Source organism: Paenibacillus sp. FSL H8-0537, from assembly GCF_038051995.1.
In the GTDB taxonomy this organism is placed as follows: domain Bacteria; phylum Bacillota; class Bacilli; order Paenibacillales; family Paenibacillaceae; genus Pristimantibacillus.
This window is the reverse complement of the sequence record NZ_CP150290.1, coordinates 2,160,001-2,182,530: the sequence shown is the minus strand read 5'-3', so window position 1 is coordinate 2,182,530 and position 22,530 is coordinate 2,160,001. Positions and strand designations below refer to the sequence as shown.

The following is a 22,530-nucleotide window of genomic DNA, read 5'->3' as shown; positions in this document are numbered from 1 at the left end:
TTTGGGAATTACTTTTTGTCGTCTTTCTTGTCTTGCTCGCCTCTCAGCACTTTTTCAGCAGCTGCTTGCGCAGGCCCGATTACCTGGGCGACGCCCGTTGCTGGCGTAATTTCGCCCTTGACGAACTTGCCCGTCACGGAGTCGAGCTGGTCCTTAATGCCGAGACCCCCGAAGCGTCCGCCGAACACACGCTGTACTTTTCCAGCGTCATTCATGGCATTAGCGATAGAGCTTTCATCCGGCAGCACATTTTCCTGCCACAGCCTGCGATTTTCCTGCCAGTTATCGAAATCCTGAAGCTCTTCCCAGATTTTCACGATAACATCCGCATCCTTAACTCCTTTAGGGATAACGTAAGCTGCCGTTTGACCAAGCGGATCAAGATAGGTGTCCGCCTGTGGACCCTTAGGAAGATAAACGTATCCCCACTCATCCTTCATCTTGTCCTGGAGGCGCCCTTCAATTTCCCACAAGCCGCCCGGATACATGGCTATCGTGCCTTCGGCAAAATATTTTGCCGGATCCTCCCAGTCGTTACCTTCATTTTTCTTCACAACTTTATGCTCGTTATACAGGCCATAAAGGAAGTTAAGCGCTTCCATAGATTCGGGTGAATCAAAAGCTACTTTTTTGTTCGCCTCGTCGTATATAATGCCGCCGTTGCTGGCGATCAGCAGCTCCGAGAAAACATAATGGGCACCGGCAAGGCCGTATTGGTCAGCTTTTCCATCTCCATTATTGTCTACGGTCAGCTTCTTCGCGGCATCCAGCATCGTCGTCCAATTCCAGTTGTCCTCATCCATTAGCTGCTGCGGATCCTTTAAGCCCGCCTCCTTGAAAATTCTTTTGTTATAATACATCCCCGTGTCATTCGGGTTATACCAGCTTTCTAATCCGAATACATGGTCGCCGCCAAAGCGCATCGATTCAACGACGTCCGGCGCAATCCGCGTATCTTTCAGGTAATCTTCCAAGGGCGTCAAAAATCCCCCTTGCATAAGGCCCCATATGAAGCCGTCAGGCAGTCGGACAATTTCAGCGAAAGGATCGTTCGACATAACAGAGGAGGATAGCTTCTCTGTAGTCGACCAATATTCCGTATTTAAGTATTTGATTTTGACGTTATATTTTTCTTCCACTTTTTTGATTCTTTCACGTGCCAACTCATCCGCTTCGGAATCTCCGTCAGGGGCAGCATCCCACCAATGTGAAATGCGAATTTCTCTACCGCCCAAATTGGCGGCTGGAGGCTCAGGCTCCTCAGTGGGCGCAGACGTTTCCTCCGTCGGTGTTGCAGTTGAGGCAGGCGACTCAGTGGCCACTGTATTTCCTGTATTGTTGCCACTGCAAGCAGAGAGAATCATCAATACAGCCGGTAATAAAATAAGCAACATCGACTTCATTCTTTTCATCTGTTTCACTGTTCAGCACGCTCCCCTTGATAGATGATTAACTAAATGTAAAGGCTTTCATGAAACCCATTTCAGTATAGCTCGCTTGCTTACTATGGTCAACATTAAAGTTTATATTATCCATATCTGGCATGATAAAAGTAAGCGCGGCTCCGTACATTCCATTAGACCTAAAAAAAGAGCGGCAAGCCCGAAATATCTGGCTTGCCGCTCTTTTAGATACTCCGTGCTCCCGTACTTTGCCGAACAATAAGCTGTGGCGCCAAAGAAGTAAGCTGCTTGACCTTTTCTTTCTTCATAATCGCTTTAAGCACTTGTACCGCCATTCTCCCAAGCTCATGCGCCTGCTGGGAAACGGTAGTCAACTCAGGGATAAAATGATGCGCCAAAGGAATATCATCAAATCCGACAACGGACATGTCCGTTGGAATCGTCAGCCCAGCCTCCGTCGCCGCCTTGATTGCCCCGATGGCCGTATAATCATTGACGCAAAAAACAGCGGTTGGCCTCTCTTCCATTTCGAGCAGCTTCAGCATTTGGCGCTTGCCCGATTCGATGGAAAAGCTGTCCGGCAGCAGCCAATTGTCCCGAATTTCCAGTCCCTCGTCCTTCATCGTCTTTCGGAAAGCCCGCAGCTTAATTGAGGTTGTGGTCATATGGCTTTCTCCGCCAATAAAGCCGATTTCGGTATGGCCCAGCTCAATCAGGTGCCTGACTGCGAGAGCAGTCCCTACCGACTCGTCGGTAGCAACTCTAATCAAATTCGTGTTGCGCAGCCCACCGTTAACGAGCACAGTTGGAATGACGCTTGCATGCTGCACGAGCTCCTGCACCAAATGCTCATCGCAGTTCTTCAAATTAATCCTGCCCCCTAAAAAAATAACACCATCCACGCGTTTCTCCCGCATAATGCTAAGATATTCCGATTCCTTAGCGTAATCTCCGATAGAATTGCTAAGCAGAAAGGTATGTCCCGAGTGCTGCGCCTCTTCCTCCGCTCCAGCGAATACTTCCGGGAAAAAGGGATTAGTCAGATCAGGTACAATGACACCAATAATGCCCGTTTCTTTTTTTAGTAAGCTTCTGGCCATTGCGTTAGGCTGAAAGTTGTATTTTTGAATAAGCTCTTCAATCTTGGCTCGCGTAGATCCCTTTACCGGGGCGGTATCGTTCAGCACCCTCGATACGGTGGCAACCGATACATTGGCCTCTTTGGCAATATCATATATGGTGACCTGTTTCAAGCCCAACGCTTCCTTTCTGCTATCAAGTATCGTCCCATTATAGCAAAATAGGACATGTTATGTAATGGATGACAGCCATTGCAGCTAATAGAAGAGGGAGCGGACAGCCAAACTCACTAATTCGGGTTCAATAAAAAACATAAAAGAAAAGGGCTGTTTCCCAGTAGTTAAAAACTACTTGAAACAGCCCTTACTCTTCCATTCATAATGCGCGTGGAGGGACTTGAACCCCCACGTCGTGAAACGCTAGATCCTAAGTCTAGTGCGTCTGCCAATTCCGCCACACGCGCGCGATGTTCGCTAACAGCGAATAAATATAATATATCAGAAAACATCGCATCACGCAAGCATTTTTCAAAAAACTTCTGAAAAATAATTGGCACTTCTATTTAGAGTCGATATTAAGCTCCTTGTTTGCCTGCTGCTGTCACCTTCACTCGCTTGATGAAGAAAGCAATTGCAAGCCCAACAAGGGCAACCACCATTGCAAATATAAAAGCATCTTGTACACCAACGGTTAATCCGCTAATCAAGTTGGCTGGCGATTCAGGATTACCTTCTGCTGTCTTAAGAAATTTCTCCATTCCTGCTGTCATAATACTGACTGCCAGCGCTGTACCAATGGCACCTGCCACCTGCTGCAATGTGTTCATAATTGCTGTTCCATGCGGGTACAGCTCAGGAGGAAGCTGATTCAAGCCATTCGTTTGCGCAGGCATCATAATCATCGAAATCCCAATCATTAGCAGGGAATGAAGCACGATGATCAACACAGTCGTCGACGCGGTAGAAATATCAGAGAAAAACCATAATACAACCGATACGACCAGCAGGCCTGGGAGAACGAGCCATTTCGGTCCATATTTATCAAACAATCCTCCCATTACAGGGGACAAGAAGCCATTAATAAGTCCACCTGGAAGGAGAAGCAGCCCAACAGTCAAGGGACTCATCATTAGGCCGCGCTGTAAATACATAGGCAATATTAGCATGGAGGACAAAATAACCATCATACAAATAAACACCATAATTAAGCCAATTGTAAACATCGGATATTTAAACGTCGACAAATTAATCATTGGCTCTTTCATCTTAAGCTGGCGGATAACAAATAAAATGAGTGCAACGATACCTACGATCATCGCTATAATTACTTTCGCGCTTCCCCATCCATGCTCGCCTTCTCCCGCGCTGCTAAAGCCGTATACGACACCGCCAAAGCCAAGGGTAGACAAGCAAATCGACAATATGTCGATACGCGGCTTAGTCAAGGTAGAAACATTTTGCAAATAGACAAGCCCTACAAATAATGAAATAATCAAAAACGGCAAGGACACCCAGAAAATCCAGTGCCAGCTTAAATTAGCGATCAAAATGCCGGCAAAAGTGGGCCCCGTTGCTGGTGCGAACATCATAATGAGGCCGATAATTCCCATCGCAGCGCCACGCTTTTCAATCGGAATAATGACGAGAATGGTATTAAATAATAGCGGCAGCAGCAGCCCTGTACCCGTTGCTTGAAGCACACGCGCAATAAGCAGCGTTTCAAAGTTCGGTGCAATAGCCGCTACGAATGTTCCAATAATAGAAAAAATCAATGACCATACAAACAATTGCCGTGTTGTAAACCATTGCAGCAGCATGCCTGATACGGGCACCAGTACACCTAGCGTCAGCAAAAATATAGTCGTAAGCCATTGTACAGTCGCCTCGTTAACGCTCAAATCTCTCATTAAATCTGTCAATGCTACATTTAGCGCGGTTTCACTAAAAAATCCGATGAATCCGCTAAGCAATAGCGAAATCATAATCGGCATTACTTTATAAGTCTTATTGGGTGAAGTTGAAGTCTCTTGCATCGTTCCTGCTTGCACTTGTGTCATCCTCCTGCGAATTAAAAATTCAGTTTGCTGTAACCTGTTGTTCTAGCTTGCTGGGCCACCATTAACAATGGACGGTACAAGGCGCGAAATGTTGACGAGCGGCTTCTCATCTCCATGAGTAATGGCCAAAATGAATGCACCTTCCACTAAGGAAAGTATGACATTGCTTATTTCAGCAGCGCTGCTGTCATTCGCTCCATTGTTCACAAGCTGCTGGGCAATATATTGCTGCCATTCATTAAAAACGACTTGGCACGCTGATCTTAGTCTTTCGCTAATCAGGCATGTCTCAGCAGCCATCCAAAAGCTGAATGGCATAAATCCTCTAAACTGCGATGGCTTCCCATCTTGAATGATGTCGGAAATATGGGCCTGGATGGCTGCTACAGGATTAGAAGTCTGCTCAAAATTAATCCGCCATTTTTCCAGCACAAAATTCTTAATCGTTGAAATACATTCAACCGCCAGTTCCTCCTTGCCTTCAGGGAAATAGTAGTACAAGGACCCCTTCGGACATGAGCTTTCCTTAATAATTTGATTTAACCCCGTTGCATGATACCCTTGCACACAAAACAGCTTCATTGCTGTATCTATGATCTGCTGGCGGGCATTCGGCTTTGAAGCCACCTTTTCACCACCTTAATTATAGAGAACGGTCTAGTTAATTAAACGTGAAAATAGGCAGGCTGTCAATCCGAATTCGCAAGATTTCAGCACTAATTTTTGTTAAAATTTGATGTTGTCGTTACTCTGCTGCTCTGCTTTATGAACTTTTGGCCATGTCGCCTGCCAATTTTTCTTCATCATTCTTTGCTCGTATACGCGGTAATGATCCGACCCCGGCTCATAATAAGCTGTAGGCCTAAGCACAGCTTGAAGGACATCAGCTACTCCACATGGAGCCGCTAGCTGGAGCTCCCCGCTCGCATCCAGTGCCACGCCAAGCGAAGTCGCCGTTTCAGGAAATTTAGAAATCGCATCAACTGAGCAGGAATACGGCGGCAGGCCGCTGACAATATGCATTCTCGCCTGATTTTTCACTGACCATGGGATCTCGGGTCTCAGGCCCCGCAATTGCTGCTCCAGCTGCTTCTCGATGTACTCACTCGGATAAGCAGCATCGTAATAAATAACATCCACATCCGCAAGCGGCGTCCGCTCTTTAAAATCATGCAGAACATCCCACAATTTGGAGCGCACAAACCCAGCACATACCCACCAGTCAGGCAAATCTAGGCCCCTTACCGTATTCAAAATGTCCATCATCCAGTCATCCCCTTGGATGATCTCCTTGATATGTGACTCCTGATTCACCAAACCGCCCCCAATACCGAACATGTATTCTCATATTAACCGAAAATCCGCTTATTGGGAAGAGCTTTAACAAGATGAAACGGCTGTGGCCGTCCTTTGGCGGCGCGGCGCGTTTCAATCCGGGAAATATAGAGAAGGTATCGCGCAATGCTATCCTTTCCTATCTTTCAAAAAAAGCAAAAGAACGCCTTGCCAGGCTAATTTCAACCTGACAAGGCGTTCGGAAAATTTGAAATACGGAAACTCTAATCTGCCCCACATCTTCCACATCTCGAAGCAGCCATTTAATTTTTCAGCTTGTCTTCGTCATGCTCATCCCATTTTCTAGAATAAGCCTTGTTCGTAATCCAAAAGGTGATCCATGCTAATATGCCAACGATAACAATCGCTGCGATCCATACGCCAACAGGCACGTCCATTTTTCTGCTCCTTTCTGCTATAAAGCTATACTTTTATACCGCCGCACTATCCCATTAAATTCCACTCTTAAAAAATACATTCGACTGCTTCGATTCATTAACATGCAGCTGAAACACATCCGGCCGGCTGTAATGCCCGACTACATCAAAGTCAAAACGGCTTTCGGCGATTTTCATCATATCCAGCTCTGCCACGAGCAGCGCCTCCCGCCCATAAACAGGCTCAACGATATATTCTCCTAATGGTCCAACAATAGCACTGCCGCCCCTGCTCAGCACCTCATCCATCTGCTCCAGCTCGGCAAAACTCGCCAAATCCTTCGGATATAAGGACTTCGTAGCAAACTGATTGCTCGACAGCACATAGCAGCGGCCTTCGCAGGCGATATGGCGAATCGTCGATTGCCAAGTATCGCGGGCATCCGCAGTAGGTGTTATAAAAAGGTCTATCCCTTTCGCATACATGGCGGTCCGAGCCAGCGGCATGTAGTTTTCCCAGCAAATCAAGCCGCCTATTCGTCCAAAAGGGGTTTGGATAACCGTTAGCGTGCTGCCATCGCCTTGCCCCCAGAGCAGACGCTCCGCGGCTGTAGGAATAAGCTTCCGATGTTTGCCAAGCAGCCTGCCGTCCGGCCCCACATAGACGATTGAATTGTACAGTGTAGCTCCACTAAATTCCTGGTCACGCTCTAGCGCACCAACGATTAGATATATGCCATTTTCGGCGGCAATCTCCCCTAACAGCTCGGTATCCTCGCCCGGAATTGTAATGGCACTTTCCGAATAACGGCGAAAGTCTTCCCGTCCCTCCGCTGTCCGGCTTCCAACGCGATTTCCAAACGTCATGCCACGCGGATAACCGGATACAAATACTTCAGGAAACACCAGCAGCTTGACTCCCTGCCTGCTTGCCTCGCTGGCATATGCGGCTATTTGTGTGAACGCCGACTGCTTATCCAATAAACGAGGTGCAGCTTGTACTACGCCAACTTTCACCTTTTGCTGTTCCATGCGTTCATCCCCCTGCCTAAAACAACTGCCCCTACATGCCCAGCCGCTTCTCTTATATTCCATCATAAGGGGATTGGCTGATAAAGTAACCATCCATTTATCGACTAAAATAACCATCCAATTCGAACAAGTGGTACTATAATAAATAAATAAATAAATAAACAAATCCAAATCAGACCAATCGACAATGAACGGGGTGTACGGCATGACATGGAGGCTGGATCGAAATTTAAAAACACCTGTTTACTTGCAAATTGCCGAGCTGCTGGAACGCAGCATTGCTTCGGGCGAATATCCGCCAGGCAGCCCGCTTCCCTCTGAGCGAAGACTTGCAGAGCAATTAGGCGTTAATCGCAGCACCATTATACAGGCTTATGCCGAGCTGCGCTCAGCCGGCTTAGTAGAAAGCAAAGTGGGGAGCGGCACAACCGTAAGCCGCAGTAAGTGGGGGATATCTCCGTCTCAAACGCCGAATTGGCGCCAATATGCAGAAGGAGGCAGCTTCCTGCCTAATTTGCCATTTATGAGACGCATTCGTTCATCGATGCTCCACAACGGCCAAATGATTGACATGGCGAGCGGCGAGCTGGCAGAGCCGCTGTTTCCAAGCACACTGCTCCAATCTATTATGCAGGAGCAGCCTTTCATGGAGCCGCTCGGCTATGATCATCCACAAGGCAATCCGCAGCTGCGTGTGGAGCTGAGCGCTTTTTTGCGAAAGCAGGGAATTGCTGCTCCAGAGGCTTCTATTCTCGTTACCTCCGGCTCGCAGCAGTCGCTCTATTTAATTACGCAATGTCTCCTGGCCCCAGGCGATGCCGTTGCAATTGAGGATCCCTCCTATTGCTATTCGCTGCCGATGTTTCAATCTGCAGGACTGCGTATTTGCCGCCTCCCGGTTCATCATGACGGCATTGATCCGGATGATATTGCGCGATTGTACCGCGAGCATCGCATTCGCATGCTTTTTCTCAATCCCAACTATCAAAATCCGACAGGCACTTCTTTGAGCATGGAAAAAAGGCAGCGTGTATTAGCCATAGCTGCCGAGCTGCGTATTCCTATTGTAGAGGATGATCCGTTCAGCCTGACTTCCTTTCACAATCAGGCATTGCCAACACTAAAGGCGCTGGACAAAGAGGATATTGTGCTCTATATTGGCTCGTTATCCAAAATCGCCGCATCAGGCCTGCGAATCGGCTGGCTGGTCGCCCCACAAACGGTCGTGAGCCGCCTCGCCGATGCCAGACAGCAGATGGACTTTGGCCTTAGCATTTTGCCTCAGTGGCTGGCTGGCCGACTGCTTGCTTCAGAAGGATTTCCGCTGCATTTGCAAACGTTGCAATTGGCGCTTAAGACCAAGCAGCAGCGAATGATTGGTGCGCTTGAGCATTATTTTCAAGAGCGGCTTGCTTTTACAGCGCAGCCTGGAGGACTTAACCTATGGTGTAAATCAAAGGAGAACATCAGTGATCATCGCTTGCTGGAAGAAAGCATTCAGAGAGGGGTCGTGTTTGTTCCGGGCAGCGTCTATGGCTCGGTGGAGGGCTTCATCCGTCTTAGCTATGCCCGGCCGGAGCCGGAGCAAATGGAATCGGGAATCGAACGCTTGGCCGCTGCCCTGCGCGCCAGCTTGGCCCGGAAAGGCTAGAGCCGTGGGGCTGGCGCCAGGCTGCTTTAGGAGCGCCACAAGATTGTCTTGTTTCTGCCGGAAAGCTTCGCCTGATACAAGGCCTGATCGGCATAATCAATTAAAAACTCCTGTCCAACCTCCGGGTAGCAGGCAATGCCGATCGAGACCGTCACGCCTACCGATTGCTTGTCATTAACGACAATTTGACATTTCTGAATCGTACTGCGTAAATTTTCCGCAAGAGCATAAGCACCGGATGGCGAACAATTAGGCAGCAAAATTGAAAACTCTTCGCCCCCATAGCGCGAGGCTACATCTTCTGCCCGAATCGTGCGCCTAACGATAGCAGCAAGCTCGCGCAAAACGGCATCTCCTGCGGGATGGCCGTAGGTGTCATTAATCTTTTTGAAATAATCAATATCCAGAAACAGCAGAGCCAGCGGCTCCTTGCCGCTCTCCGCCTGAATAAACAAGCGGTTAAACGCCGCGTCGAATGCTCTGACATTGGCCAGCTGAGTAAGAAAGTCCGTTGTCGCTTCCTGGTCCTTCTGCTGGAACAGCTCATCGCGCTGCGTTAAATAACGTACGCAATAAGCGACGATAAGGCCGCTGGCAAGCATCGGTGGAAACAGGAATTTATAGAGTGAGCTGGACCATTCTAATCCATATGTAAACCAAGAATTTCCATAAAGCAGCGCCATTAGCACCAGCAAAGAAACACTCCATTTTGCCCAATACCCCTCAAAGCGCTTGTATGCAAAAATGATGCCTGAAAGCACTCCAAGCAAGAGAATGAAAGCTCCAGCAGTAATGGATGCCTCATTCAAGCCGCCAAACAACAGTGCCCGTCCCCCTGCTATAAGAACAGCTGCCAATATAGACGCATGTAGGCCACCATAATAGGCAGCGATAATAATAAAGAAATATCTAAAATCAATAATGCCGTGATCGGATACAGGCACTCCAAAAAACATAATCAAGATGCCGCAAACACCATATACCACGCCAAACATGAGCCTCTTTCTAAATTCAAAGCGCAATAAATCCATATGAAGCAAAGCATTTATAAGCTGCTTGCTGAAAAAAAACAATGTGAAAGTTACGGATAAAATCGTTATTATTGTCATAAGATGTCCCTTACCTACCTTGCTGCGACGGCATTTTCCACAGGATTAGCATGTGGTGTGCCTCAAGGCGCAACTTTGAGAATATGCAAACTCGTGTCTCGGCTTAAATCAATAAAATTGTCATTCATTTTCACTAACGGTCTTAGAGCATTTTGTGGATTGATCAATACGATTGAGCCGATTTCATTGTTGGTGAGCAGCACCTGATGCCCCAGCATCGACTGCATCATTTTGTCCATAAACAGCTTGCTGATTTGCGGATCAAACTCGCCAAAAATATTTTTGTTCATTTGGATAAGCGTCTCGTAAAAAGGCAGTGCCTTGCGATAGGGCCGATCTGAGGTCATCGCATGAAAAACATCAGCTACCGCTACGATTTTGCTAAGCGGGGCGATTTGCTCAGAGCGCAAGCCAAGCGGGTAACCGCTACCATCTTGTCGTTCATGATGCTGAAGCGCTACTAAAGCCTGGACATGATTAATGCCAACGGTGTCCTTAAGCAGCTCATAGCCAAAAATCGTATGCTTTTTCATCAGGTCAAACTCTTTCGTATCAAGCGATCCCGGCTTGTTCAAAATTTCATTTGGTATTTTTGTTTTGCCAATATCATGGAGAGTACCTGCCATCGTAAGCTGCATGAGATCGCGCTCATCCATATCCATCCATTTACCAATTAATGTAGACAATACACCTACCCCTATATTATGGCGGTAAGAATAATCATCTTTGGATTGTAAAGCACCCAGCAATTCATAAAAATCAGGAATCTCCGACAGCTCATTAATAGAAGGTATGATTTTTTCCCGGATCTGCAGCACTGGAATTTGCTTCGCATAACGAATTTGCTCGAAAAGCTCCGCCATATACAGCGTACAGCCGTCCATTTTTCCCTGTGCCTTCGACTTCCCCTTGTCCCGCTTAATATCTCTTTCTTCCAGTTCAATCGCATGACGATAAATCAAGTCGAGCTGTTCCTGGTCCAATACGGTATGAGCAGGAGCAACAAGCACCCCATGATGATTAAACAAATCCTGAGCCAGCTGCTTTCCCAAAAACAATTGATTGCCGTTGTCCATCTTCAAAACACCTGCGCTCTCAATAGAAGAATATGTATTTATGCGTTCTCTTCCATTATACTTTACAGGTTTGAAACTTTTTTGAATTTAATTGTATGATCTCCTCAAACAGCGGAATTTTTTTACTTACAGCTTATATCTTCTCATTAGCGGAACGCCTACTGTCAATAAAAGCTTGCTAAGTCCGCGCCAAACCGCTCTCCTCCCAGCCGATAGATGCACGATGTAAACGGCGCTGTATTCAATTTCCGCTGCTGCTCCGCGAACGCGCTTAAACTCAGCCGCGCCAGAGCTGAGATGCAGCAGCTGTCCGCGATCCGCTGCAGTCTGCATCGCCAAGTGCATCAGCATCCGGTAGAGGCCGTTACTTTGAGCAAGCGCCGTATTGTAGCCAACTAACGGTACCGACATAACCTCGCCATGAATAAAGCAGCCCATTACGCCTTGCAAAATCCCTTGCTCATCGCGGAGACCGGTCATTTCCAGCAGTCCCTTCTGATGGCAGTGGCGAATGTATTCGGCTGTAAACTTAGGATTGAGCTCCGAATATTTTCCAATATACAACAGGTCATACAGCTGAGCAATACGCTCATAATCCGCTTCTCCAAGCTCAGCATGCGCGACGATACGATAGTCAGACTGGGCGAGCAGCTTGCGATCCCACTTCGTATTTTTTTTCTTCAAGTACAACGGCTCGGCACCATTGAAAAAATAAACCTGCCGGCTCGGCACCAGCACATAGCCCTGACGCAGCAATTGCTCTATCAGCTCCCCATTCGTGCGCTTATTGAGCGAACGATAAATAATCGCATGCTCCGGATAGCTTGCTGTTAACGTCTGTGTGGCCCCGCAAGCTCTTCCCCACTAAGCTCGGTATACAAATTCGTTGAAAGCAGCCAGTTGTTCACATGGACGTTTCGGTCGATTTTCGCCAGGCGCAGCAGTGGGGCAATCGCTTTAAGCAAGGAGCCGCACAGGAAGCGCAGCAGCCGATTTTCCAACAAATAAAGCTCCTCTTCCGCATACTTGACATACGTTCCATAGGGGGAGCACACGTAGGAATTGTCATACTCCTGCTCATTAACCGTCATAGGCAGCCAAGCCTGGCCCGCTTGCAGCAGCCGCAGCTCCGTGCACACATTGCGAATAAATAAATTTACCCCGTTTTGCATCAAAGGAAGCAAATATTCAGCCGCTTTATTTCGTTTCCCCTGTTTGGTTAGGTGTAGTTCAGTTATTTCTGCAAGTTTAAGCTCTTTAATGATCGTCTTTGATAGGTGCAAAGCCGCCCCTCCTTTCCTTCATCTGTTCTAAAGGCTCCACTTTCGCTCCACCCGCCTCAGCTTGCGCAGCCCCTCATTCGCTTCATAAGGGATAAAGGAAATCAGCGGCGCGATGCAGCCGCGTGAAATAAACAGCTTGGACAGCGCAGCGGCAAGCTCTGGCTGCAGCTCATCTGGCGCTCCTTCTGTACGCAGGGCTACTTCCAGCTGCCGATCCGACTGCTGCACAACCTTGTATTCCTTAATCCGCTCTGAGGTCATTATGACTGCCCGTCTTATAAAATCGGGAAAAATCGGCACCAGCCGCTGCGTCTGTGCATCGCGTCCATAAAATAAATCATCCGTCCTGCCTTCAATAGAGGCAATTGCCGTAAAGCTGGAGCCGCAAGCACAAGGCTGCTTTGCCTCCGTCAACAAATCATTAAGCCGATATCGCACGATAGGCTGGGTTGCCCGGGAAAAATCCGTAATGATCGGCGAAAATAGTCGCTGCTCCTCGTCCACATATTCCTTCTCAATAACGAGTATATCCTCGTTCAGATGCAGGGTTCCCTGTGAGCAGGTTGCAGCGAGGAAGCCTTCCGTACATTGATATATTTGATCGACGCGTACGGCGAAAGCCTGCTCAATAAGCCGCTTGTCCAGCGGCTCAAGCACTTCTGCAACCGAGATTACTTTTCCAGGCGCAATGGACAACTCTCCGGCAAGCTGCGCTTCAGCGAGCAATCGCAGCATGGACGGCGGTGCAACCAGCAGCGTCGGCTGCTGGTCGCTTAACATACGCACATTGTCCTCCACAGGATGGATCATATCGTAAAAACGGAATTGCAGCCGCTTGGAGCGCACGCTTTGATACAAATGGCTGTCCGCCCGCAGAAAAAAAGCGATCCGCTGCCGTACAAGCAGCGAAGCGGGCAGCGCCTTTGCCAGCACCGTCCCCGCCCAAGCTGCGCGTTCCTTGGCACTAACCAGAAACAAGCCGCGGCTGCCTGATGTGCCCGACGACAGTCCGACCGCAATATCGCCGATTTGCGCCGAGAAATCCCGTTCCCGCTCGGCGCGCATTGCGATTCGGAACGCTTCCTCCTTCGTAATACCCGCCGTATTCAGCCGGTCAAAATGATCCATCATCACCGCTTTATCGATCATCGGGAAGCTGCGCCAATTTTGTGCATCCAGCCCTTGATAATAGCTTCTGTAAAAGGGCGATTGCTTGCGTACCCGCTTCACAAGCGCCACAACCTTGCGGTGCTGCCAAGCCTCCAGCGCCTTCCGGCTGCGAAACCGCCGGGCGCGAAGCCGTGTCAGCACATAATAGACCAGCAGCCTTAATACTCTCATGCTCCCGCCTCCTGCCGCGGTATGCAGCGTTTCCACGTTTCCTCGCAATGCGTGAAAATTTGCTGCAGCTCTGGATTTCGGCGTTTCAGCTCGACGAGACGGTCAAACGTCTCCTTAAACTCCGCCTTATTGTCGAACACAATGGAGGCTAGTGGATGAGGCGGGCGATTATCCCGCACCGCAGCCTCCGACCAGCTGGCGTCGGCGCCAAGCAGCAGCTCCTGCCCCGTATCGCCCTGCAGCAGCACTCCGAATTGGCCCGTCGCATGGCCAGACAAACGGATAGCCGTTACGCTTCCATCATTAAATAAATCGTACCCGCTGTGAAAAGGGGCGTACTTCGCTGGCAGCTGCACCTGCTTAGACTGCTCGATCCAGCGCGATCGCTTCGCGAAATCAGGCGGCAGCAGCTCTGGCAAAAAAGCTTTTTTAACCGCTGCAAAGCCGTTCAGATGCTGGACAGCCTCATACCCTAGTTTCGAGCAAATAAACGACGCCTCGGGAAAATCTTGCAAGCCGCAAACATGGTCGGCATGAAAATGCGAGACGATAATATGCTTGACCTCGCGAGGCGAATAGCCTGCCGCCTGCACATGCTCCGCCGCCGAGCGCTCCTCAGCAAGCGTAACGGGTGTCGTCCAGCGATAAAGCGCATAAGGCAGCCGCTTCGTTGCTTCGAGAAAGCGCGGCGAATAGCCGGTATCAAATAATACCGGCCCCAGCACAGGATGTTCCATTATAGCAAAAATGCCCGGAAACGCTTGCTGCCGCCAGCGCCCCCCGCTAATCGCCAGCGCTTCCAGCTGCTTGCAATAGCCCGTATTGTAAAAGGTCATCTTCATCGCATTTCCTCCTGCTCTTTCCACCAGGCTGCGAACCGCCTGAGTCCTTCCTCGACGCTCACGAGTGGCCGATAGCCTAGCTCCCGCTGCGCCTTCTCAATGCTTAGCGTTTGGCTGAATGCAAGAATGCCGACCGTATAACGGGTCAGCAGCGGTTCTTGGGCGAGCCCCGGCAGCTTCGCCACCAGCTCCAGCAAGGAGGCCGTACTATACGCTGCAGGATAAGCAATCTTTTTGGTCCGCATCGGTTTATTCAGCAATTCAAACAGCCTAGTCATAGCTTCCCACAGCTGCACAGGCTCGCCATTCGTAATATTATATTTCTGTCCGAGCACAATCGGATCGGCGTATAGGCAGCGCATGAGCGCTTCCGTTACATTATCCACATACGTAATATCAACAAGCGGCTGGCCGCTTCCGAACATCGGAATAAACCGTTTGTCATTTGCCCGCAGCAGCCTTGGAAAAATCGCCGTATCACCCGGCCCGAACAGCGCACGCGGCCGAATCGTCACCACGCGCAGCCCCTGCTCTCGATAAGCGCGATCAACCTCTTGCTCGGCAAGCAGCTTCGTCGCGGCATAATGATTGACCGCCGATTTCGGCAGCGGCTCATGCTCCGCAATATTAAAGCGATGACGATAGTCAAAATAGATTGAAGGCGTTGACACATGCACCAGCCGCTGGACTTTATGTTCAAGACAGCCCTGTATGACATTGCGTGTGCCAATGACATTGGATGCATAGAAATCACGGTATTTGCCCCAAGGCGCAGACAAGGCGCCGCAATGAAACACAGCGTCATGCCCGGCAATCGCTTCTCGCATTTGACTTGTTGCTAAATCCAGCTGTAAAAATGTCGCTCCCGCCTCGATAAGCCGTTCTCCCGCCTCTTGGTTACGCCCGGCCGCCGTCACCGAATGGCCTTCCTTCAGCAGCCGATTGACCGCATTTTCTCCTAAAAATCCGGTTGCGCCTGTCACCAGTATGTTCATCCTCGCCTCCTCCTTTCTCATCCATTCCATTCAATATCGGAAGTTGTAAAAGCAATAAGCGGCTGCTCCGCCTGGCGGGCCCGCCGCCATAAATCAAGCCAGACATAACCTTGCATAAGAAATGGACCGGGGTCCTTCCAGCTAAAAATAACATCGCGGCCGCTTGCCATGCTCGCCAGCCAATGCCAGCCGCCGCGCCATAGCCCGCGCTGACGCCGCTGCTGCGAAAGCCCATAGGCCAGCATTGCTGCCGCGATCATTTTGCCCCGCGATTGCTGCGGCACAATGGTGCTGCCGGGCTGGTCTGCCCCCCACAAGGCGCGGCCGAGCCCGTCGCGCTTGCTGAACAGATGCAATCCGCTCGTCGCTCGCGGATTGCACTCAAGCGGCCATACCTCGCCGCTCTCCCCCATTATAAAATCAAAAGCGATTTGGCCTGTAAACTGCGTATGCGCGGCGAACGTCTCCACCCATTGCCGCAGCTGCGGCTGATGGCATGGCTTAAAAAAGGTGCTGGCTCCCCGTCCAGCCGTAAAATCAACGGCATAATCCGCATAAGCCAGCAGCTTGCCCTCCTTTGCAATTGAATACGTGCAATATTCACGTCCCGCAACGAAAGCTTGGGCGACCCAAGGGCAAGCGGCAGAGAGCTCCAGCTCCGCAGCAGGAGGCGGCAATTCGCTTGCTCGCCATATTTGCACTTTGGTTGCGAAGCGGGAATAGACCGGCTTTAACACCCATACCTGCTTTGAAGCAGGGTCATGCAGCTGCTGAAGCTCAGCGTAGGAGCGAAGCTGCTTCGTCTCTGGCGCAGCAAGCCCTGCCTCTCGCACCGTCTCGATGAACGTCCATTTGCTGTGCAGCGCGGCCAGCTTTTCCGCTTCATCGGTGAAAACTAAGCAGTCTCCGAGCTTGCCTCGCAGCTTGGCAATATAATAAATTTCCTCGCAAGTTGGAATGAGCAGCTCAATGCCGTACTTTTTCACAATGGCCGCAAGCGCTTTGCCAAATGCCGCTTCGTCTACTCGTGGAGCGGGCAGCAGATCATAACGCTTAATGCAGTTTGAAAAACGAATGAGCGGACTCGCCATACTGTCCGCTGCATAAACCTCGCAGCCCTGCTCCGCCAGCTGGCGGGCTAAATCCAGCGCAGCTGGCGCCCTCCCTCCCGTAATGAGGATACGCCGACCGATGCATGCGCCCTGCTCCTCGCCTGCTTTAATATTCAATAATCATCCCGCCTAACGAAATGCCCGCCGAAATGCCAATGAGCGCAAAGCGGTCACCGCGCTGCAAGCGGCCCTGCTGAACGGCCAGATGAATGCCCATCGGCAGCGAAGCCGCAATCATATTGCCATGATTTTCGATAATATTCATAAACTGCTCAGGTGCAATGCCCAGCTTTTTCTGCAGCAGCCGCATCGCGAGGGCACTGCCCTGATGCGGTACAACGAGCTTCAGCTCGGACATATCGATGCCCGCCTCCTGAAAGAGCCGCTGGATAAACTCGGGCAGCAGCTTCGACGTTTTGCGAAACAGCGCCTCGCCCTGCATCGCAAACAAATATTGCTCCGCGTTAGCCGCCTCGTACTGCGTGGAAGGCAGTCCTGAGCCCCCACCGCGAATTTCCGAAAGCTCGCGTCCCGAGCCGTACGTTTCCATACGGGACGCGATAATCGCTGAGCTTTCTCCTTCACCACTTCTGCCAATGACTACTGCTGCTGCCCCGTCACCGAACAGCGTCGCGCTTTCGGGATGCTTGTCATTAAGGCCGCTTGATGCAATTTCCGGCGATACGAGCAGCACAGTGTCGTATCTGCCCGCTTCTATCATATAAGACACCATATCAAGCGCCGCTAGAAACGACAAGCAGGTCGTATTAATGTCCAAGCAGGGAATACCCGATTCGCCCGCCCACATCTCATCTTGAATAAGCGCCGCCGTGCACGGAATAAGCTGCTCGGGAATCGCATTGGCACAAATGATGCAGTCCATGTCGCCGAGTTCAAGACCTGCAGCCTCCAAAGCGGCAAAGGCAGCCTTTGCGCCCATGACGGACGCGGATTCGCCAGCAGCGTAATGCCTGATTTTCACGCCTGATTTTTTATATACCCAGCCTTGCGGCTTATTCAGTTTTTCGTCCAGCTGCTCAGCTGTAACCTCTTGAGGCGGCAAATAGGAGCCTGTACCCCATATTCGTACATTCCGTTGTTGCTTATGTCTATTTCTTGCATGCATAACCCTCACCACCATCTATTAGCTTGTTGTCTATCCTAACGTATATTTCTACTTTATCTTACTAGATGGAGTATAGCTGGACATAGTACCAAATTTTATTAGTACCCTTTTGGCTGCAGTTTATTTTCTTATTTTACATTAAATGGAATTTCATTCCCATTTAACGCTTTTATTGTTGTGCGCTCGCTCATGATTACAAGGATCATTCAGCGATATGCCTTGCAATATGCTAGAATCTATGAATTGGCTTGCCCTGAAAAATGCTATTTATTACGTGCTGGAGCAGCTGCTCGCGCTTAAAAATATTGCCGAGGAAATATTCCTTCTTCGCCTTGCTCTGCATCACGTTTGGCAACTGAACATCGAGCTCTCCTCCCATCAGGCAAAAGCCCTCCTCCGCTTGATTCAAGCGATGGAGGGCTTTTGCTGATTTCGTTATTTTAGTAAGCATTCTGGTTATCCGTACAATTACGTTGCTTCCTGCTATCATACAATGGCTACGAGGTGACAACGATGTATACGAAAACGTATCGCAGCGCGACCATCCGCGGCAAGCTGAGGGTGTGCCGTCTTTTGCAAAAAAATGCTTCTACTAAATCGCTCATACCAAGCACTACCAGCTTCACCTTATCCAATCTGAAGATGATGGCTGCTGCTCATCACGCGCTCTATATTAAGCCAAATATCGGCTCGCTTGGCGTTGGTGTGCATAAGCTTGAGCCCAAAAACGATGGCTACGAGCTGCTCTATACAAAAAGCAAAAAGCAGCTTTCCAAATTTTCCCCCAACTTAACAGACATTTATGGCGATTTGTTGCCTGCCACGCCTTCCCGTCTTATTATTCAGCAAGCGATTAGCCTCGATCAGGTTGAAAATCGTCCCTACGATATTCGTGCCATGGTGCAGCGAAAACCCGGTGGCCTATGGACCTTTACTGGCTTCCTTATTAAAGTGGGTGCCAAAGGCAAAATCGTTACCAACTATCATCAAGGCGGAGAAATTTGGACGATGCAGAAGCTGCTAAAGCGCAAAGGATATGAAGATGCAAAAGGAGCCGAGCTCATTAGCCGATTGACTCGGCACTCATTGACAGTGGCCCGTGCTCTCAGCAAGCATAAGGCGGGCATGTTTGAAATGGGCATCGATTTTGCCTTGGATCGCAACTTGCATCTGTGGATACTGGAGGTCAATTCCAATCATCCCCAATTTCGTCCATTAAAATGGATCGATCGCCGCGCCTACAACCGGATCATGCGATTTGCCCGAAGCTATGGCCGTAAAGACGATTAATTTAGTCTTCGACTGCTTTTTAAAAAAAAGTGCTCTAACCTCCTGCACATTCAGAAACCTTTGCTTGGTCGGGCTGCTTCTCGCTAATTAACAAAGACAGCAAATATTGTGCGAGTGCAGCCCCGAACAGCACAACCGGCAGCCAAACAGACGTCACATCGCCAGCAAACAAGATTAAGCAGCCAATCGACACAACTCGGCCGACATTCAGAAACAACTCGCGCATCACGACGCATTCTACACGCAGTTGTCCTTTAAGAGGAAGCGTGCCAATTAGCCGGTAATAATAAGAGGTCAATGTATTGACTGCAAGCGGATTGCAGATGGAAAACAAAATCATAAACAAAAGCACGGACCAAAAATCAACCGCAATGAGCAGCATCGCAGCCCCTATGGCGACCCCTGTTGTGGAAAACAGCACATATTTCTGTACTTGCTCCTTCTGTGCTTTTCTAGATATGACATAACCCGTTATCACGGTAAGCGCCGAAAAAGCTACTCCTAAATAACCGACCCGATCCTCACGCCCCACCGTCTGAAACAATAAAATATTCGGTAAAAACAACATAATCCCTTGAAAAAGTCCGAGTATAAAAAAGCTGACGAGCGCCTTGAACCACCGCCTATTTTTATTCATTGCAAGACCCATAAACTTCAAATAATAAGCACGGTGATGCGACTTTACAATCGGAATCCGAAAGCTCACAATGGCTGCTATAACAAACATAACGAAGGCGAGCATAAAAATAATAACGTATCCCTGCAGCCCTTCATTCCGGGAAATAATAAATCCAGCCAGCGCCGGACCCAGCAATCCCGCCGTATTGAATACAATCATATTCAGCGCTAGAAAACGAATCCGATTCGCTTCCGTAGAAACATCATATTGAATGACTAAATATCCGGTCCAATAGAGTCCCCCAGCAATACCATTACATATGGCAAACAACACATAATAATTAACGACCTGTTCACCGGTAATAACGACCATTAAATAAAAGACTGCTATTAAAACAATACCAATCCTGTAGGTTACCATGCGGTCTTTACGTTTCGCAATCCAGCCCCCTACCGCAAACGTGACTGGTGTCATTAGAAATACAATGATGTTGTAAAGCGCATTTACCGTTAAATCCTGCGTTAACCGCCACAAGTACAAATTAAGAAACAAACCGGACATGGATGCACCAAATTGAAAACAACCATGAATAACAATGGAGATAACGGCCTCTCTGCCTAGCCTTCTCTCTGGCGGAATAGCCGCTCCCCTGCTGAAAAAATAGTCCAATCTCGGCCATGTTCGCATATGTATACTGACCCTGCCTCTCTCTATTTACATGAACTTCATCTTTCCCGTTCATTTTAGCACAAGGGCGCGGCCGTCAGACGCTGCCTGAAAGCGTTAACGGATTGGAAAACAGCCTTAAACGCTGTTGTACGCCTGTTTCATGAGGATTGGAGCTATTTATTGGACGTTAACGAGTGTTTTCATAGATTTTCGGCTATGTATAAAGTTAAGCAAATGATAAACTCGTTTTTGTTTAAAAATAAACAAGCCTGCCACATGGATAGTGACAGGCTTGTTATATAAAGCTAACGTTCCGATGTGAATTACACATTGAAAACTGGATGCGAAAGACAAAGTCTGAAACCTTAGCGTGTTGTTTAGGATAAGCCCTCGACCGATTAGTATTCGTCAGCTGCACGCATTGCTGCGCTTCCACCCCGAACCTATCAACCTCGTCGTCTTCAAGGGGTCTTACTAAATTGGGAAATCTCATCTTGAGGGGGGCTTCGCGCTTAGATGCTTTCAGCGCTTATCCCGTCCGTACTTGGCTACCCAGCGGTGCTCCTGGCGGAACAACTGGTACACCAGCGGTACGTCCATCCCGGTCCTCTCGTACTAAGGACAGCTCCTCTCAAATTTCCTGCGCCCGCGACAGATAGGGACCGAACTGTCTCACGACGTTCTGAACCCAGCTCGCGTACCGCTTTAATGGGCGAACAGCCCAACCCTTGGGACCTACTTCAGCCCCAGGATGCGATGAGCCGACATCGAGGTGCCAAACCTCCCCGTCGATGTGGACTCTTGGGGGAGATAAGCCTGTTATCCCCAGGGTAGCTTTTATCCGTTGAGCGATGGCCCTTCCATTCGGTACCACCGGATCACTAAGCCCGACTTTCGTCCCTGCTCGACTTGTAGGTCTCGCAGTCAAGCTCCCTTATGCCTTTGCACTCTCCGAATGATTTCCAACCATTCTGAGGGAACCTTTGGGCGCCTCCGTTACATTTTAGGAGGCGACCGCCCCAGTCAAACTGTCCACCTGACACGGTCCCCGAACCAGTTTCATGGTCCTAGGTTAGAACTCCGATACGATCAGGGTGGTATCCCAACGTCGCCTTCACACAAGCTGGCGCTCATGCTTCAATGGCTCCCACCTATCCTGTACAGATCGTACCAAAGTTCAATATCAAGTTACAGTAAAGCTCCATGGGGTCTTTCCGTCTTGTCGCGGGTAACCTGCATCTTCACAGGTATTAAAATTTCACCGGATCTCTCGTTGAGACAGCGCCCAAGTCGTTACGCCATTCGTGCGGGTCAGAATTTACCTGACAAGGAATTTCGCTACCTTAGGACCGTTATAGTTACGGCCGCCGTTTACTGGGGCTTCGGTTCACAGCTTCGGATTGCTCCTAACCGCTCCCCTTAACCTTCCAGCACCGGGCAGGCGTCAGCCCGTATACTTCGCCTTACGGCTTCGCACAGACCTGTGTTTTTGCTAAACAGTCGCTTGGGCCTTTTCACTGCGACCCCCTCGGGCTATTCACCCTACCGAGGTACCCCTTCTCCCGAAGTTACGGGGTCATTTTGCCGAGTTCCTTAACGAGAGTTCTTCCGCGCGCCTTAGCATGCTCTGCTCGCCTACCTGTGTCGGTTTGCGGTACGGGCACCTTCACCTGGCTAGAGACTTTTCTCGGCAGCCGGAGTGCATGACCTTCGCTACTATAATTTTCGCTCCCCATCACAGCCCAGCCTTCACGATGAGCGGATTTGCCTACTCATCAGCCTCACTGCTTGGACGGACTATTCCATCAGTCCGCGTCACTGCCCTTCTGCGTCATCCCATTGCTCATAACGGTTTACGGTGGTACAGGAATTTGAACCTGTTGTCCTTCCACTACGCCTTTCGGCCTCGCGTTAGGTCCCGACTTACCCTGAGTGGACGAGCCTTCCTCAGGAACCCTTAGGCTTTCGGCGGACAAGATTCTCACTTGTCTTTTCGTTACTCATACCGGCATTCTCACTTGAATACAGTCCAGCACTCCTTACGGTATACCTTCAACCTATATTCAACGCTCCCCTACCCAAGTACCATACGGTACATGTCATAGCTTCGGTGGTGTGTTTAGCCCCGTTACAT

At 49.5% G+C, this 22,530-nt stretch carries 21 protein-coding genes, 1 tRNA gene and 1 rRNA gene (1 of these 23 only partly in view); 3 read left to right on the top strand and 20 right to left on the bottom strand.

The features are described 5' to 3' along the window. Positions 1 to 8: 8 nt before the first annotated feature. From MHB80_RS09240 to MHB80_RS09215, 6 genes are all read right to left on the bottom strand, one after another. On the bottom strand, positions 9 to 1,412 hold the full coding sequence (locus tag MHB80_RS09240) for an extracellular solute-binding protein (protein ID WP_341282914.1): 1,404 nt from the start codon (positions 1,410 to 1,412) through the stop codon (positions 9 to 11). 215 nt (positions 1,413 to 1,627) lie between these two features. Then, positions 1,628 to 2,656, bottom strand: a complete 1,029-nt coding sequence (locus MHB80_RS09235; RefSeq protein WP_341281864.1) for a LacI family DNA-binding transcriptional regulator — start codon at positions 2,654 to 2,656, stop codon at positions 1,628 to 1,630. A 208-nt stretch (positions 2,657 to 2,864) separates the two neighbouring features. Next, positions 2,865 to 2,946: transfer RNA gene (locus tag MHB80_RS09230), tRNA-Leu, on the bottom strand. Positions 2,947 to 3,057: 111 nt separating this feature from the next. Continuing rightward, on the bottom strand, positions 3,058 to 4,515 hold the full coding sequence (locus MHB80_RS09225) for a DHA2 family efflux MFS transporter permease subunit (RefSeq protein ID WP_341282913.1): 1,458 nt from the start codon (positions 4,513 to 4,515) through the stop codon (positions 3,058 to 3,060). Positions 4,516 to 4,581: 66 nt separating this feature from the next. Beyond that, positions 4,582 to 5,166: a TetR/AcrR family transcriptional regulator gene (locus MHB80_RS09220; RefSeq protein ID WP_341281863.1), complete on the bottom strand. Its 585-nt coding sequence runs from the start codon at positions 5,164 to 5,166 to the stop codon at positions 4,582 to 4,584. Between the two features lie 99 nt (positions 5,167 to 5,265). Continuing rightward, positions 5,266 to 5,805, bottom strand: coding sequence for a nucleotidyltransferase family protein (locus tag MHB80_RS09215; RefSeq protein WP_341282912.1), 540 nt, complete (start codon positions 5,803 to 5,805; stop codon positions 5,266 to 5,268). 122 nt (positions 5,806 to 5,927) lie between these two features. Here MHB80_RS09215 and MHB80_RS09210 point away from each other — a divergent pair, with 122 nt between their 5' ends. Beyond that, a complete protein-coding gene (locus tag MHB80_RS09210; RefSeq protein WP_341281862.1) occupies positions 5,928 to 6,065 on the top strand; it encodes a hypothetical protein in 138 nt (45 codons plus the stop codon). 72 nt (positions 6,066 to 6,137) lie between these two features. On the opposite strand, the gene MHB80_RS09205 is transcribed toward MHB80_RS09210, so the two are convergent. Then, on the bottom strand, positions 6,138 to 6,272 hold the full coding sequence (locus MHB80_RS09205; RefSeq protein ID WP_341281861.1) for a hypothetical protein: 135 nt from the start codon (positions 6,270 to 6,272) through the stop codon (positions 6,138 to 6,140). 54 nt (positions 6,273 to 6,326) lie between these two features. Next, complete coding sequence (locus tag MHB80_RS09200) at positions 6,327 to 7,283, bottom strand: carbon-nitrogen hydrolase family protein (protein ID WP_341281860.1); 957 nt, start codon at positions 7,281 to 7,283, stop codon at positions 6,327 to 6,329. Positions 7,284 to 7,488: 205 nt separating this feature from the next. Here MHB80_RS09200 and MHB80_RS09195 point away from each other — a divergent pair, with 205 nt between their 5' ends. Then, positions 7,489 to 8,934 (top strand): PLP-dependent aminotransferase family protein, encoded by a 1,446-nt coding sequence (locus MHB80_RS09195; protein ID WP_341281859.1) that lies wholly within the window; start codon positions 7,489 to 7,491, stop codon positions 8,932 to 8,934. 26 nt (positions 8,935 to 8,960) lie between these two features. Here the strand turns inward: MHB80_RS09195 and MHB80_RS09190 are convergent, their stop codons facing one another. The 10 genes from MHB80_RS09190 to MHB80_RS09145 form a co-directional block, all read right to left on the bottom strand. Beyond that, positions 8,961 to 10,043, bottom strand: coding sequence for a diguanylate cyclase (locus MHB80_RS09190; protein ID WP_341281858.1), 1,083 nt, complete (start codon positions 10,041 to 10,043; stop codon positions 8,961 to 8,963). A gap of 62 nt (positions 10,044 to 10,105) precedes the next feature. Next, entirely contained in the window at positions 10,106 to 11,119 is a 1,014-nt protein-coding gene (locus tag MHB80_RS09185; protein WP_341281857.1) for an HD-GYP domain-containing protein, read from the bottom strand. Between the two features lie 126 nt (positions 11,120 to 11,245). Beyond that, positions 11,246 to 11,875, bottom strand: a complete 630-nt coding sequence (locus tag MHB80_RS09180) for a GNAT family N-acetyltransferase (protein WP_341281856.1) — start codon at positions 11,873 to 11,875, stop codon at positions 11,246 to 11,248. 74 nt (positions 11,876 to 11,949) lie between these two features. Beyond that, complete coding sequence (locus tag MHB80_RS09175) at positions 11,950 to 12,402, bottom strand: hypothetical protein (RefSeq protein WP_341281855.1); 453 nt, start codon at positions 12,400 to 12,402, stop codon at positions 11,950 to 11,952. Positions 12,403 to 12,429: 27 nt separating this feature from the next. Continuing rightward, the gene (locus MHB80_RS09170) at positions 12,430 to 13,743 is read right to left on the bottom strand and encodes a F390 synthetase-related protein (protein ID WP_341281854.1); all 1,314 of its coding nucleotides are present in this window, start codon (positions 13,741 to 13,743) and stop codon (positions 12,430 to 12,432) included. Beyond that, a complete protein-coding gene (locus MHB80_RS09165) occupies positions 13,740 to 14,585 on the bottom strand; it encodes an MBL fold metallo-hydrolase (protein WP_341281853.1) in 846 nt (281 codons plus the stop codon). The genes MHB80_RS09170 and MHB80_RS09165 overlap by 4 nt, the downstream gene beginning before the upstream one ends. Further along, on the bottom strand, positions 14,582 to 15,580 hold the full coding sequence (locus MHB80_RS09160) for an NAD-dependent epimerase/dehydratase family protein (protein WP_341281852.1): 999 nt from the start codon (positions 15,578 to 15,580) through the stop codon (positions 14,582 to 14,584). Before MHB80_RS09160 ends, MHB80_RS09165 begins: the two co-directional genes overlap by 4 nt. A 17-nt stretch (positions 15,581 to 15,597) precedes the next feature. Continuing rightward, a complete protein-coding gene (locus MHB80_RS09155; protein ID WP_341281851.1) occupies positions 15,598 to 16,809 on the bottom strand; it encodes an ATP-grasp domain-containing protein in 1,212 nt (403 codons plus the stop codon). Beyond that, positions 16,799 to 17,818, bottom strand: coding sequence for a beta-ketoacyl-ACP synthase III (locus tag MHB80_RS09150; RefSeq protein WP_341281850.1), 1,020 nt, complete (start codon positions 17,816 to 17,818; stop codon positions 16,799 to 16,801). Before MHB80_RS09150 ends, MHB80_RS09155 begins: the two co-directional genes overlap by 11 nt. A 229-nt stretch (positions 17,819 to 18,047) precedes the next feature. Then, positions 18,048 to 18,197, bottom strand: a complete 150-nt coding sequence (locus MHB80_RS09145) for a hypothetical protein (RefSeq protein WP_341281849.1) — start codon at positions 18,195 to 18,197, stop codon at positions 18,048 to 18,050. A gap of 134 nt (positions 18,198 to 18,331) precedes the next feature. Here MHB80_RS09145 and MHB80_RS09140 point away from each other — a divergent pair, with 134 nt between their 5' ends. Next, positions 18,332 to 19,108 carry a YheC/YheD family protein gene (locus MHB80_RS09140; RefSeq protein ID WP_341281848.1) on the top strand — a complete coding sequence of 259 codons (777 nt, stop codon included), beginning with the start codon at positions 18,332 to 18,334 and terminating at the stop codon, positions 19,106 to 19,108. A gap of 34 nt (positions 19,109 to 19,142) precedes the next feature. Here MHB80_RS09140 and MHB80_RS09135 read toward each other — a convergent pair whose 3' ends face one another. Continuing rightward, positions 19,143 to 20,414: an MFS transporter gene (locus tag MHB80_RS09135; RefSeq protein WP_341281847.1), complete on the bottom strand. Its 1,272-nt coding sequence runs from the start codon at positions 20,412 to 20,414 to the stop codon at positions 19,143 to 19,145. Between the two features lie 360 nt (positions 20,415 to 20,774). Then, a 23S ribosomal RNA gene (locus MHB80_RS09130) occupies positions 20,775 to 22,530 on the bottom strand (it continues 1,179 nt past the right edge of the window).